Source organism: Ruegeria sp. C6, from assembly GCF_056537625.1.
The window spans coordinates 255,470-271,388 of sequence record NZ_JBQFRW010000004.1 but is presented as its reverse complement, the minus strand read 5'-3'; the positions used below and the strand labels follow the sequence as shown (position 1 = coordinate 271,388).

The 15,919-nt window shown below is 52.3% G+C and carries 2 protein-coding genes; both read right to left on the bottom strand.

Features of this window, described 5'->3' with window-relative positions:
• Window positions 1-9 precede the first annotated feature (9 nt).
• Window positions 10-5,100, bottom strand: a complete 5,091-nt coding sequence (locus ACR0MJ_RS15160; protein ID WP_480761589.1) for a hypothetical protein — start codon at window positions 5,098-5,100, stop codon at window positions 10-12.
• Window positions 5,101-5,554: 454 nt separating this feature from the next.
• Entirely contained in the window at window positions 5,555-15,169 is a 9,615-nt protein-coding gene (locus ACR0MJ_RS15155) for a coiled-coil domain-containing protein (protein ID WP_480761587.1), read from the bottom strand.
• Window positions 15,170-15,919: the final 750 nt, after the last annotated feature.

Below are 15,919 nucleotides of genomic sequence, written 5' to 3'. Positions count from 1 at the left end.
TCTCCATGGTTACTGTATCGTGGGATGGCGTCGGTTGTCTTCAAGCATTGGGACTGGCAATTTGGCCATATACCTACGGCTGTTAGCCGAGGCGATCCTTGGTTCGGGATTCTCGGTGTCATAGGTCGTCGGCGGACGATATGCGCGTTCTTCGATCAAAATGCTAAAATCCAGACCGGCATCATCAACCACACTTTTTCGCAACCGAAACTCAGTCGACCACTTTGCCAGCCCGTTATGCGATTGTTTGGGCAAGGCAGATGTTTCCGCCGAGATCTTTGTTATTCCCGATTCTCGATCTCGCCCAATGAGTTGGAAGTGCATTTGTGTAAACACCTTTTCATCCAGGCGTTCGCCGGCCTCAAATGACAGGTCGAAAGTTGCCGGACCAGTGACTTTGACTGGGATCGGTACCCATTCGGTAGTGCCCGTCTGGTCTGGCATCGGAGGAAGACGCTCAGCACGCGCTTCGCGGTTGGTAAGAAGTTGGAAATGATAGGGTTCAGCGGGTTCCGAAACTTGCAGATCGCGCGGCGCGTGTTCCTGGTAGCGGACAACGCCCAGACGAATGAAGGGGGCAATCATCGGCCCGGGATCAAGGGTCACATCGACATACCACTGCTCTCGGTCTATATCAAAGCGCGGTTCGTAGGTAAGCAAATCTACATTGAGATAGCGCTGACGACGTGGTTCTGGCGCGTCGTATTTGCCTTGCTCTTCTTTCTCGTCGTCAGTTTCCTTCTGCGCTTCGTCATCAGCTTCTTTCGTTTCAGGAATTGGCATTGCGACGTTGGGAACAAAAGTAGCATCCGGTCGACGCGCGACAGTATCTTCTATTGTACTGGGAAACAGAAAATCCGCGAAGACCGATTTTGGAATGATCCAATTCCGCCAACCTCGGCTCGGGAACTCTTCCGCCGGGTCAGAGCCCCAGCGGGAAACAAATTGACCGGCGCCGGTCATATGCCGCTCTTCGAATGCGTCAAGGGCCATCCAGTCGATTTCCCGACGTGGCTCCGGACTATCAGCGACCGAGGGTCGCACGAATAATTCCCGCCCGGTTTTTTTCAACCCCAAGGCCACGGTTTCGGCTTTTCTATCCATCGGTGGCCAAATGACGATTCCAAGTTTTTCGCCTTCACCGGAGCTAAACCATGGTCTCTTGAGCCACAAGCGGACACGCGAGACCCGCTTGCTGGTCATATGCGGAAACGGTTTGGCCTCTTTAGAAAGAACTTCGGCGATTTTTGGATGCGCTTCTGCCGCCGGAACAGGTTTGGCCGGTCTCTCAGATGCAGGAAGCCAAACCGAAACGGTCTTAATTCCATCTAGGGGAAGGACATCTTCCAGCGGTTCACCGGGCACAAACGTACTGCCGGCAATCGTTGGGCGCGACGTAAAATCTGCCTCAAACCGACTGATCGCGCGGAATTGCAGCTTGACGTGACGCGCGCGTGTATCTGCAAACAGAGGAGTTATTCGCGCATCGATATCGCCGGGTGCGTTGCCCTCAACCTCACGACCAAAAAGCGAATGCAGGGAAACCAACTCACGTCCCCCAACCTTGTCATCTGGCATGGGAACTGATTTGGGCAGGTTGGTGAATTGCGCCCAGGATGCGACATCAGACCGGAAACTGGGCCGGCCTTTCCGGTCTATCTTAAAGCCATAAATTTCGCCAGTTTTCTGGAACTGCGTAGACTCTGCCTTTTCGGACTTAGGATACTCACCGCGCTGGATGCTGGCAATACCACGAGTTCGGCCAGTATCATCGAAAGCACCACCTTTGATGGCTATCGCCTCTGCCAAAATCTCGAACGCGCTAGTTGAACTTAAATCTAGCTCGAGATAGCCGCCCAGATCGACCTCGGTTCCGCCTGTTATTACATTGGCGTCTTGGTGGTCAGACGAAGCAAACCAACCCGAGGGTAGCCGTTCGATAGTATCGGTTACGGCGGGTCCCAATGCTCGCATCATATCCGGAAGGTCCTCAGTCACTCGCCGGAGGTTCAGCGAAGTCTGCTCTAAAGCCGGAACGTCGATCGGCACACGCGCGGGTCGCGTTATTGCGTGGCGGACATCAATTGAACGCACACGGGAGAGTTCGGGAATGGGTCGCGTCGCAAGCGCTGAATAAAGTTGTTTCGCCAGTTCTGTTAAGGCTGCATGACTCGGAGCTCGCTGACCAAGCAGGCCGCAATTCTGTTCGCCTTGCTCGTTGTTTTCACACGAGCCGAACAGCTCCCCAATATCCCCCAACGTCTCACAAAAGGCACCCGTTTCTCGAAGAGTTGCAGCTGTATCAACCAGCTCAGACCATCCGGTCAGGGCATCAACGGAAGGTCGGCACCAAAGATCGAGCATGTAAGTACTCCCGGCCGGAATCTTCAATATCACCTCGCAGCAAGTGACGCCTTCCACCAAAGCAAGTGTTTTTGATTTTTCTATTTCAGGAGCCTTGAGTTTTGTCTCCCGCTTCAAACGCAGGGCGATGGGTTGGACCTCCGGGTATCTGGCAACTTCTACGAAAGCTACACAAAGCGCGACGTCGCCGTCTTCACCGACAGCGGTCTCAGGCTTGCGCAGGCGGATCACCAGTTCGGAGGCCATCGGATCCGGGTAACAAGGAACCGTCCGACCAAGGCGCAGTGTTTTCGTCCTTCTGGAAGCAAAAACAGTATCGCCTGTTGGTGTTTCTGGTAGCGGCGGCTGTTTCCCAGCCGGCGCGCCAGCTTTCTGCCAGCGTTCTAGATCGCGCGACCATTCGCGCATCGCTTTCAGCCAATCTGCCCCGTCATCAAAAGCAGCGCTGACAATCGCGTTTCGGTCCGCCGCCGCGCCCAGATCATGGCGCAAGATCGGGGCACCGCCCCAGCCTGCGTCCATATGAATATCACGAAGACCATCGCGCGGGCGATCTACTGTGACACGCCGATGATAGGCCGTACGCCAGGGGGGCAGGTCTGATACAGATTCGATACGAGGGTTCACAACGTTGAACCAATAGGGGCCGACCTCATCAAACAATCCGTGTTGTTCTGCAGCTTCCAAATTCAAGAACGACGGCAAGACGATCCTGGTTATTGTGTCGGATCCAATAAGATCAAAGGTGGCGTCGTCGTTTACGCGCGATCGCAGGATCACGGTACCAGATGTTTGGGGCAGGTAGTCCGAAGGATTATCAACCCGGTAACGCCGAATTTCTTCATCAGCTTCGGATTTGGGTATCGCCACACTAACCGGTGCGATTGCTTCACTGCGAAGGAAGCGGCGCCCTTCCACCGGCACATTCGGATCATCCTGGGGCGGAAGCGCGGCATTGGGAGTATCGAGAAACGCTTGGCGCGCACTTTCAGCGTCTAATGTGCCGCCTCCAAGATATACTGCGCGAAAACCAAGACGCCCGGGTTGGCCGAAACGCAAAGGCGCGACCAAATCGGATTCCGAGACATCTTCATCCGCAGCGCTGAGCAGGTCTATTTCACGATTCATCGAGATGTCTTGCTCGGGGTCAATTGGACAATCGCGTTCCGACAACCCCGTCTCAATTCCCATCGGATCACCGAGGTAGGACAGCTCCGCCTCACTAACTTTTGCGATTAAACTGCGTTGGGCTCCTTCGCCCAAAAGCTTCGCCTGCGGCACTGATCGATCAACCGCGGCTTGTGCAAATTTGCGTTCACCCGGTCGATAAAAAGGGGCAATCAAAGCGTCAACATCGTCAATCCCAGCAAGCTTGGTTTGGCCGTAGTGAATTCGCCGAGCGGTTAGAAGGTGCCAAGTTGTGATGTCATTGTCGTTCTCGTCGCGATGCAACAAGCCATAGGTCGGCAATCGACCTACCGTCAAATCGGTCGCATCGACATATCGTGCTTCGGAGTTCTGCGTGCATGCCGCACGAGATGCGCCAACCTGGCGGGACAACTCCGAAGAGCAAGCGAAGTTCAGAACTGATAGTCCGCCGGAGCGTAAACAAGAAGGTTCGATGTATTCAGTGTCAACGGCTTCGTTCCACTCTTCGGTTGGGTCTGCTTCACTACGTCTCATCGTATCGCCCACGAGTCCCATCAACCGATCGGCCCGGCTGCCTGCATCCTGAGCAGCCGACTGTACATCTATGGAAACGGTCTCAAACCTCGGGCGCCCCTTTTTTGTTCGGGCTCCTAACAAAAACACCCCATTACTTTGGGTGAGGGCGCGAGAAATCTCATCTGAATCAACACCTGCAATGCGCAGGATGACTTCTTCGCGAGTTGTTGGCAGAAACTGCACGACCTTACCCCCATTGATCCGCGCTTTCGCCAAGGTCCAAATGCAGCGGTTTTGCTGGCTGACCGCTAACTCATTAGATGCGAAACGTATGAAGCAAAAAACCTCACCATCCTGACCTCCCAATTCCAACGCGAGTTCAGTGGCATCAATCTTGAGATCTACAAAGGTTCGAAACAAGCGACCGAGGTCTGGCGTTTCGTCAAGATTGAACAACCGCTTGGCTGCCAAGTTAGGTTTTTTGAGCTTTCCTTCAGTCGCTAAATCTTCGTCAGGTTTTTTGTATTGCTTTGATTCTTCGTCGCTGCTGTCGCGCGCTTTTACCGAGCGCTGCAGCTCTGCGAATTCGATCTCACCAATCGCGTTCGCCAGCAGAAATTGCTTCCGCAATGAAAGTAGTTCTTTGTAAATCGAAGCAATATTTCCGTTCAGATGCGAGCAGGCGCAGCTTTCAGTATCAAGCTGTTCGGTGATTTTCTTCGCAATTTCCGCGATCACCTCGGAGCCGCAGGTACCAGCCCCTTCGCCTTGCGTCACCGCACATGCGGCACGCGCCTCATCAAGTGCGGCCACCGCCATCTTGCGTTTCTTAGCAAGGGTGTCAATTTGGGTTACGTCGCTGCCCTTGACCTGGATATCTGTGCCAATCGCCTGTTCGTCGCTTTCTTTTGCGTCAAGTTCGGCAAGTAGTTCTTTGTATTCTGTCCAGCTGCTGAGGGCGGTTTCTGCACTTGACCGGGCGATTTCGGATAAAGTCGCGCGTGCTGCAACAGGATCATTCGAGAGCGCAAGATAAAGTGCTTCTATCGCGCGTGCCATCTTGGTCAGCAATGCGATGTCGCCTTCTTTACCCGACATGCAAACCATCGAAACAGGAGGGCCCTTTTTCATCGCCTCGTCGAAAGTGTTCAATCCCTTGATCAAGGAAGCCCAATTGCCTTTGCCGTCATTCGTTTCAGGGATCAGTTTATCCCACAGCAAACACGCATCCGATGCGTCGGAGCGTCTGTTCCAGAGCGCGGCACCAATCCTGCGATCCGACTGTTTTGGAGGAGGCAGGAGTTTTGCATTCGCGTCAGAGGGGATCACAGCTATTTCGAAGGCTGTTCCAAGCGCGCGATCCACAATTTGGTCAATTTTCTGTGGCCAGATTGAGACGGGCAGCACACCGTCCCCGCTGTCTTTGAGAGGACGCAATGCCAAGGTGATTTTGACGTCGTCGCCGAATACTCCACTTGGCACCGTTCGGGCTAGTACGTCGACCTTTGCGTCTGGTTCGGTGATATTACCGTTTGCTGGGATCAATTGCGTAGCTCCTTGCACGATGGCTGGCGAAATAGCTTTTCCAGACCTGGTAGTCTTGGTCTTGTCTGCGCGTATTAACGCGTATGGCAGCGGTGGAAGACGGTTTGTCGGGCCCATTCAGACTGGCGTAACGCACTGGGTTTGGCCCCCATAGACTCGCCGATTGTTCGGCACCGGCAGAGGAGAAACCCTTGCCCTCTTTTTTGAAGAGCGTGATCGAGAATTCGACTTTAGCGATTCCGACAGAGAACGAGAATGTGAAGACGGCTGATCCTGTCATTGAGCCTGAACCATCCATCCCCATCGTAACGAGCAGGCTAGCTGAAATTCCGAATATCGCGACCCGACCGGACCCACCCGCAAAAAAATCACCCGACATTTCGGTGAAGCTGCCCATCTTGCGAATGAAGACGCCAACGGTCACGCGCCCTTCCAGCGTTAGCGGGCCATAGGCTATGGCCCCGCCGCCACCAAAAACAAAGCTCGCATCGAAGCCCGTGATGCGCCGCCCGTCAGAAGTAAGCTGAAAGTGCCCACCTCCACCCCAAATTCCTGCAATGATAACAAAAGGATCATGCCTTGATGACAAAGCGGCACCAAACAGCGCCTTTCGGTTTTCGAAGGGTAAAATGGCCAGTGCCGATAGGCCAATATTCATGAATGTCACACCGCCCAAATTGATGGCAGCAATGTTGAGCCTATAACCCGCCTCGATCCCCAAAACACTGGTTGCAGGTTTCACATAGGCACCGCCGGAGCTTGCCGAGAGTGATTTTGCCAACTCTTGGACAAACTCCAGCTCCTTACCGATTTCGTAGCGAACAAAATCGATGGAAAAAGTCGGATCGCGCCCAAGTTGCCATCCCATACGCGCTTCGGAGAAATAGAGTGTGATGGCATCGAACCCGCCAAGTAGCTTAATTTTGAATGGCGAGAGGATGGCTTCGGCGTTTGCCTCAACTGGGAGGTTCGACGAGCCGTCACCAAAGATCGCGTCACCGACATCAATTGTGGTCTTTGAAACAACCCCGAATGAACCAGGCTCACCCGGAGTTGGTTCAAAAATGCCACCGAAACCACGGATTGGCGCGTTGAAGCGCATGGTAGTGGTCAGCCTAGTCGGAACGATTTTGCGTATCTGGGTCTCGATGAGTTGACGCACATTGCCCAAGTCGATCAGGGTAGAAATATCCGAGCGAATTATCTGATTGAGAGTCGTGTCAATGCTTTCCACGATCTGAAACAAGGAAATTGTGCTGGCGTCGGCGGACCAGCGCGCGACTATGGTGCGAAGCGCACGTGTCTTCTCTGAACCAGGATCATCGGAATTTAGCGTGGAAATCCAGCTCTGCTCTTCCGCCAACAAATCTGCTGGCTGTGTTTGGGACACTTTCAGAAACCCGACCTTCTGACTGTAGACATTTTCCAGAGGCAGATCGGGATCGCTAACAGCGACGAACAGATGACGTGCATCGATCGGCTGTGATCCGGGAGCAAGCGGGATGCCTAGGAACTCTAGCGCCTGATTCAAAAAGCTTTCTGTTTCACTCGTCATAGTGGAAAGGATCGTAAACCGTGTCTTAGCAAGAGCATCAAAAAACGCCTCTCCCGCATCCAATCTACCTGCCTGGAAAACCGTTCCTACTACAAAGTCGATGGCTTGGCCGACCTGCGAATCAAGACTGGTCTGTAGTGACGCGAGAGTGTGAGCGGCATCTGCAATGACGACATCGCGCACATTCTCTGCGGCAGAACCAGCGGTGTCCTTGATTTCATCTAGAAGACTTTTGACGGCATTTTTGGCATCGAATCTGAGCGCCTTTTTGATTGCGTCTACCGCTTCAAAGCGGTCCTCAAGGCTACCACCACGTGCAGTTTCGAACGCTTTTAAGGCCGAGGAGATCTCACCCAGTCTCGTCCTAATCGTTTCAGGCTGCTTGATCTCCGAAAGTTCAACCCGCAGTGCTGAAAACTCTTCTGCTATGGGGTGAAGAATGGAGTAGTTGGCTGCCAAACTATTGAGTTCGGCTGCGGCTGCAGTGACAAGCTCAAGGACTTCGATCCTCGCTTTGGTGATTTCATCGTCCGCTTGAGCGGCAATATTCGGAAGGCGGTCAATCTCGATCAACACCATTTCGATCAAACTCTGCGCCAGCCCAGCCAAATTGGCCTCAACTTCGCCAGCCAAATCAATCAGCGCTCGCCTCAGATTGACCAGCGATTGGACCTTCGCTGGGGCGGCGTCATTCAGCAGTTCGTTGATCTTGGCTTGCGCGTTCTGGAAATCATCCAAGCTCAGTTGATCAAAAGTCACTTTGTAGGCATTCGCAGCCCTTTCCAAGGCCGCGAACATACCTTCGATCAATTCGGGCCAGGCGCGCAGCATGGCCAGAAGCTCCGTTTTAGGGAATGTAACGACCAGAGCTTCGTAGGTCTCGATACTTGGGTTGGCCTCTGCAGTATCGATAGCATTTTGCGCGGTTTGCTTGGCATCAAGGAACGATTGGTAAGCCCGGTTTGCGCGGGCTTGTTGCCGTGCAAAGTCGGCGCACAGTGTTCCTGCAATGATCCGCATGTTTTCGGCGGCATCGCGAATCTGTGCTAGTTCGTCTTCCGTCTCAAGCCCGAGGGCCAAAAACTCACCAACAAACCTGCGCTCAGCTGCAAGAAACCCACCAATCACCGAGCCATCGCCCAGCAAAAACCTTCTTAGTGGACTAAAACCGATCTCGCGTCGCAGATCGGATTGGCCTTGAGCCAGTGCGGCATCGACTAATTGAAGAGCTTCGTTGATATCTTCAACGGTGCTTTCCGTTTCTTTCAACAAAGATTCGAACTCGGCAATCGGTTCTGCGGTGGTTTTGAGATAAGCAGGGTCAGTAATCGGGACGACAGGTTGTGTAACGCCGGCCATGCTACTAGCCGTCGCAAGGACACAGCTATAAGCATTTAGTATCGGACGGGTTACGCTCAGAACCCCGTCCTCATCGACAAGATTGCCAAGAGTGTTGGTGATTTCGGTCGAAAAACTGCCCGCCACAAACAGAGCATCAATTTCGGCAAATGTGTCGACAATGGCGACGATCTTTCCCTCGATGCTCGTTTCAGTTTGGATCTTATTAAAGTTGATCTTGGTGTTGGTTATTCGCGCACTAAAAGCCTCAGGTGTAATGCCAAAGACTGTTTTAATCGCTTCGTTTTGTAGTCTGGCAAGCTCGATGGCAACTTGGGCAGCAAGCACGGTCGACGCACCTTGCTTTAGCTCGGCCAGACGTATGGCGGCAATCTGAAGCTCGACCAACGCTTCCCAATACTGTAAGGCTTCTCCTTCCAGATTAGCAGCTTCATCCTCAAAATCAGCTGCGATTTGTGCAAGTGCTGATGATTGTTCGATGGAGTTCAAAAGTAGTATGCGTAGATCAAGTTCCTGTATCGCCTCAAAAACCTCATCGAAACTAACTTTGGTTTCAAATGCCTCGTCGATTACTTGCTCGAGGAGGATGGTAATTATTTCTTCGGTAATGCGATCGAATTTCTCATCTATTGCGTCCGCACCACTGCGGCTTGAGAATGGAAGAAGCTTTTGAATTTCAAAAACTATAATCTCACGATTTTGGACAATCGCTGAGCTTATCTCATCTAATACTACTTTCTCGATATTCTGCTCTGTGAGAAATTCATCAAAATTTATGGTAAGTTCAGAGAGTCGCTCGACCATTGAGCGTAGGTCCTCAATTTGCCGAAGTTCATCAAGGAAGAGATTTCGTAACTCCAACTTGAGAGGGGAAATAGGATCGTGCGCGACCTGATCTATTGCCACAAGAAGTGCCTTACCAGCAGTCGGAATTGCCATGCTAAGGCTCGCAGCCTTGGCATCGTTATCTTCCTTTGCAACGTTTTCGACAGCCACTCGAAGCCGTGTTAAACCGCTTGCTACACCTGGATAAACACGCCTGATCTCAAGTCGTTCTATCCCTAGATCAAGCGCAGCGCTCAAGAAGGTCTCTTCTACGGTCTCGATACCCTCCAGCAACTCTGGCAACACAGTGCCCCTGAGGAATTGAACGAGCTCAGTAAGGTTCTGTCCAGCTTGATCAAGGCTTTCGCTGATTTGCGGAACGTTGTCGGCAAGTGTGGCCAGAAGAACATCCAGAAGCTCCGTAATTTTGAAAACGCCTAGAATCTTGGCGTTATTGTCGCCTAGGATCTGCTCAAGCACTGTCGATACAGAGGTCGGGGCCTGCACGAAACGAATGTTGTTTATGCGCCCGACACCAGGCACCAAAAGGCTAGCCTCATCACCGGTAGAATTTGCTGGAGACAGTACCTGGCCAAACGCTGGCACACCATAAACTTCGCCAGAGTTAACAGTCAGGCGTGAACGCGACGTGACCGGACCCTCTTTGCGGGCCAAAACGGCAAGGAATCCGGAAGGACGGCCAATCGCACCAATGCGGTCGCCCTTCCGGCCGACATCCAACGATATTACGCTTAGAATATCTAGTATGGCCTCGATTTCGGGCCTGTTCCCCTGGGCGCCCGACAATTTTTCAGGGTTTGGGTCAGGCAAACCTCTAAGAAGAAACGCCTTGTCGAAGGCTGCGATACAAATCTGTCCTCGTCGACCGCCGGTTAGGCGCGCGATTCTGTCGAGACGAAGTAGGGTAAATTGGATGAATGGGTAGAAGGGCGGCTGATCGCCGGCTGTCAAGAGTGGTCCAAAATCGTAATTTTGACGCGGACTACCCAGAGATTTCAACCGCTCTTCACGGACACGCTTACCCTGTTTGAAAGCATCATTTTCACCTGCGAAATCCCCAGGTGGTACCACAAAGCGACCAGGTCGTCCTTGCGCGCCTATGATCCAGCCCAGAGTTTCGTATCGGCTGTCTCCATCTTCGATTTCCGGGCCATAGCGGCGTGCAGTCCCACCCTGTCGAATGGTTCGCCGGCTGGTCGACGACAGCTTCGCAACCCAGTCCGAATCGTCTTCGTTACGGGGCTGATCGTCAAGGCCATTATAATATTCGACAAGGTTGGCAATGGTTTCCGGGTCGCGAGCAGCCTCGGCGTCAACGAAGATCAGTGGCATCTCCATGCGATCGGGCACATCATCGATCTGTAGTTCAAAGCGCACGTTAGCTGTCTGGATAGGGGCAGTGCGTGGCCAGAAGACTCGCCCTTTTCGTTTCGGTCCAAACAGAATGCGACCATTTGCAGTTTCTTTGATCTCGCCGTCGCTGGGTAGCGGCACAGGCTCGTCAGGATCAACAATATCCGGCGTCTCACGGGTCAGCAGCGTAAGCTTCTCGACCGGCCAGCCGCGCCCACCATCCGGTTGGTCGTACCAGACCGTTTTGTCAGGCTGCGCAACTCGAATAAAAAAACGTTGAACCAGATAGGCGGTCGGTCCCCTTTTACTGCTCGCCGGTGGTTGAATGTATTTGCGTTCGGTTACTTTGACCAAAACCGCGTGGTTTCCGAGCGGGAACAGATAGCCTTTGTAAACAACCTCAACCTTGATATCACGTCCAAGAACCGCGCGATGGCGCCAACGCTTAATGGTTGGGGCTGGAAACAAAGGTCGCCGGTCGCGGGTTTGCGCAGGAGCAGCTGGTTCAAAACTCGTGTCTAAATCTAGTGTGCCGCCCAAAGCAGACAGTCTTAGCTCACTAAACCTCAGTGCCTTCGGGCGATAAATCGCATGGCTATCAAGCGCTTCCAACTCCTTGCCTTCTGCATTGGTTACTGTGTCGACACGCAAGTCAATCAGTTCATAACCATCTGGCGGCACCACCGCATCAGCATCGTTTCGAATTTCCAGCGTTGTAGGGTCGATCTTGCCCATAACAGGTTGACCCGGAACGGAAGTAATTTTGACCAGTTCGTCGCGATCACGGGCGTCCAGACTTGCACGAAAGAGATCAGGACCATTACTTTCAGGTCCTGTTTCCTCAACAATGACGGCCTCTTCGATTTCACCATTCCTTCGCCTAACCCGAGGCAGCGACCACGGCGCCAGCGGCCCTCGCGGTGGTGGTTCATACAATCTAGCCAAGGGGTCGTTGTCGCCGCTAATGCCATCTACGGCCGCGCGGGCTAGATAGGTTTCGGGGCGAAAGTCGTCAGACCAAACCGCACGCAGAAGCGGATTTGGTTGGACTGATGACAAAGAAGCAGTCCAAAGCGGTGCCTCTTCCAGCTCATTAAAATCTTCAGTTTCCGGGGCATCTTCATAAATCTCGGGTTCAACTGGACGGGGCAAAACCCAGATTGCATCTTGCGCTGGCGATAGATTTAGTCGGAACGGCAACTCGATGGAGGTTTCAAAGTCGTGTGGCGGTGTTGAACTGGCGCTCCATATTTCTGCCATCCGTGTGGCCGATGTACTCTGACCGTGCTCGTCTCGCCCGATACCTTGGTGGTGCAGAATCTCAGCAATATTCGTTTCCCGAACTAAGGTGCCATCGGGCTCGCGTTTGTGCTTGACTTCGGCGCGGCGGGGTACCGCCGCAGTTCGATCTGTCCAATCGAGCAATGTGTCCAATTTGAATACCTTTGGACCTTGCACGCCGGGTTGGCCAGGAGGGTCCCATTCGAAAGCCAAACGCGACGGACCTGAGCAGCGTGCGCGTGTTCGCTCCTTGAAGGGCTCAAGTGCACCACCGGCTGGATCTGAATAAAGGAAAACAGCATCCACGAAGAGTTGCCTTGCGCGAGGATGATTAATTGTCTCACGCACCGCGTGAAATTCGGAAAAATTATCAAGAGTATCTTTCGGCAATCCCTCCTGTCGAAAGATGTGGCTTCGCCAGAACTCGCGGAACGCAGCATAATCTGACGCAACTTCATCTTTGAGCTCTGCATATTTTTGCTGAAGCGCAAAACTCTGTACAGCGGGGTTGGCGAAGCCGTTTGGCAATTCGTCCAGATCATTGCTGATCGCAGCTCCGACCTTCGTTTCGGGGTCGACCGTGAATTTCTCTATTTCAATACTCAGTTTGTCGATGCCATTGACGTTGCTGATCGAAATAGGCGGGAGGTTGTCGATAGCAGCTTTCAGGCTTTCGAACTCTACGTCCGCCTCTACATTTAGAAGTCGATTGATCAACCGGTTTGCAGTTTCAGTTAGCAATTCCGGGATGACGATGTCCCACGCGGTTTTAGCAACATCAGGATCAAGGTCTTCGGGCCCCACATAGATGAGTTGATCATCGGGCAAACGTCCGGTTGGGGCATAGTTTTCCTTCGCCGCCTGGTTCACAAGCTTCGAATTAAATTCCAGTAAAGCGCGTATACTCTTTTCGTCACTCAGATGTTTGGTGCTCTTCTCCGGAAGATCAGCAATGATCAGCAAGATCGCCTCGGCATGTTTTCTTAGCGCCTTCCTGGCCTCTATCTTACTCTGTCGATCGCCCTTGCGAAGGGTATTGAAATGACCATGAAGACTGGCGATCTCTGCTGCGCGTTCTTCGATAGGAAGATATTCGACGAGGTCGAAAAAATTGACTCTGGGTAATCCTTTGGCGAAGTTCTCCTGCCTGAAATAGGCTTCTTCCGCCATGTGTTGAGCCGCGAATTCGGCCCTGATGACCGGCCGCATCGAAGAATCTATAGAAGTGGCTGAGCGATTTTCACGGAAGATATCTGAGCTTAGCTCTAGTTCGGCGTTCTCTCCAGTTGCCGAGAGGCGCATATTGCTGAAGCGAAAGTTCAGTGAAAGAAAATCACGCGGTCGGCTGACCCTCAGGTTCACATTGCCGAGAGGCACATCAAGGCCCGGCCGAGCTGCTGCCACGGTAGCAAGCCGATCTCGGGGAATATCTGCAATGATATGGCCGGCACTACGCAGCGACAAACGATTTGGGTCGGTTGGATTTTTATCTGCGTCCCCTCTCGGGTCGTAAATGCCGGATAAGACGTCTTGAAGAAGAAGATAGGGTCGGGGTCCTTCCCCGTGAGCTTCAGCTTTACTGAAAACCTCGGCGTCCCGCAGTTGAACAGGCAACCCGGTCGTCGTTCCCTGCAAACGAAACATCCGAACCTGACCGTTCGTCAGTTGGGTTCGAACGGAAACACCGGCTTGAAAGTGGATAGGGCCGAAGCTGACAGTTGAGAGCTGTGGCACACGGTTGGCTGAGGTGGGCGGTAATACTTTAAGGCTTGTCTTCGGAAGCTGTTCTGGCCCATCCACTTCGACCCCATATTCCTCGTATAGTGGAAGAGGTCGGGCTTCATCATTATCCGCGTGGAACTCAAGTACCCATTCCCGGTTTGGGGGAAGCCTCAGAAGTTTGAGGGATGGTGTGGTTGCCGGGGCCTCATCATCTAATGCCTGTGCGGGACCAGGGTTCTTCTGAAGCAGGGTGGTGTTCAAATTCAGATCCGCCAAAAGCTGTTCCCTGCTTTGAACAGACAATCGCCACTCACTTTCCAGATCAATAGTGACGCTCCTACGTTCCGGTTGATCTAATTCAGAGGTCTTGCGAACGGTGTTGAACCGCAGCCTGACCGTCGGACGAGGTGGGTTTTCGTTTTGGCCTCTCAAAGCAGAGACAGTTAGAGTAGTTTCCAGATCCGACGGTGTTTCAAACCTCTGCGCGGAAAAGTCAGCCTCTCCATCCCATCGCTTTCGCGGCTCAAGCCCGACTAGTGCGCGCGGCCCTCGCACGGCACCACCTCGGTCAGACAGGATTTCGAAATAGGAATCTGCGGCCTTCTGCTGATCCTCAATAATCTTTCCACGCTTCCAGCCAAATTGAAGCGATTGAAATCTGATTGCCTGGTCGGCCAATGTCATCTGGCCAAGCCCTTCATTTAAAGGCCGTACTTGCCAGAACCATTCTGTTTGCTTGTCAATCTGTCTTTGAAGAGAGAGCGCTGTACTGAAGCCTTCGGCATACAACGAGGCGACAAACCGCTTTGATGTGCCCAATGGTCCGCCGCTGATCCGGCTGAAAGTTTCACTTACCCAGCCAGGACCGATAATCAGAGAAAACCCCTTCTCACCTTTCATAACATCGTAAAGCGGAGAGACGCGTTCTCCATCAAATGGTGATGCCGGGAATTCTAAGGCGGTTCGTCGAGACCGATGAACCCAGGTGTTGGTCAGTAGCCGAATTCGCCACAGATTCTTCGAAGTCCCGTCTGCGGATCTGATCGGATCATTAAATACAATGAACTGATGGAAAAGTCTGCGACCATCGCCGCCAAGATCACGATGCAGAAAATGATCTGCTCCTAGGACTGTGATTGTTAGTTCGGTATCTGCGGCAACTGCTTCTCCCTGGTTTCGATCAACTACTGATAGACCGTCTAGCCGAAGTTCGAGCCGATCATCACCAGGCAAACCCAATGGCGCGAACGTCTCGGGACGAAAGGTGAGCGTTGGGTTAGCAGATGAGTTTTGCTTTTCCTCCTGGCTAAGGCGCAATTGGACTAATACTAGTTTGTTTTTTTCATACTTTGTTTCGACGTGAAGGTCTGTAAACGCTTCTGCTGCACGCGCCCCGCCCGGCAAAGTCGCCGCACTTGTAGCGGCACCGACTAGAAATGTCCGTCGGGTAATCGGAAGCTTTGGAAAGCCTTCAGACAAACCTTATTAGTGGCACTTCAATAAGCACCAAAACCAATCTAATTAATCTCAATTTACTTCTCCTCATCGAGGGAGACAAAAGAAACGATTCTGTCTGAAGATGCTCCAACTGATTCGTGATTTTGGCAAGAAAAATTTTCAATCTAAAACTCGGAAGCCAATTAAGTTATTGATTATATTAAGTAAATTTGCACTCTAGCACCTTTTTTTGCTGTTTTTCGATCCGCGGAATCGAACTTCGGTTCCTCCAAGACGAACTCGAATTCGCGGCGGATACGTGCGTGACACTCAACATTCTGAAATGTTTCGTGTTCAATTTAGATCACCAAGTAAGTCAATTGATTCACGAACACCTGTAGGAAATTGATTTCACTAGTCTGAAGTTGATGAGGACAGTTTGGTTAAGTTGCATTTAAAGATGTTCAAGGCGTTAATCACTACTTTCAATAACCAATCATCAGTTTTTACTTGTCTTCCCATATCCCGCCCAATTAAGTTTTGATGTCCAATTCAAGCCTGACCCCTGCTCATGGAAAGTCGTGCTGATGACCGGGAGCCTCCAGATATCAAGCGCCCATCTTTGCGATCTCACCGAGCTTTTCCACTCCGCCACTGGATTTGTTGGGCGACGTCAGGCTCAGCTACACTTCGAAAAAGCAACCTGTCTGAAGTTGCTTTTCACAGCCGATGGTCGCCACGGTAGCGGATGCGGTAACACCACTTTGAGCATTTGATTTCGGCATGATCACG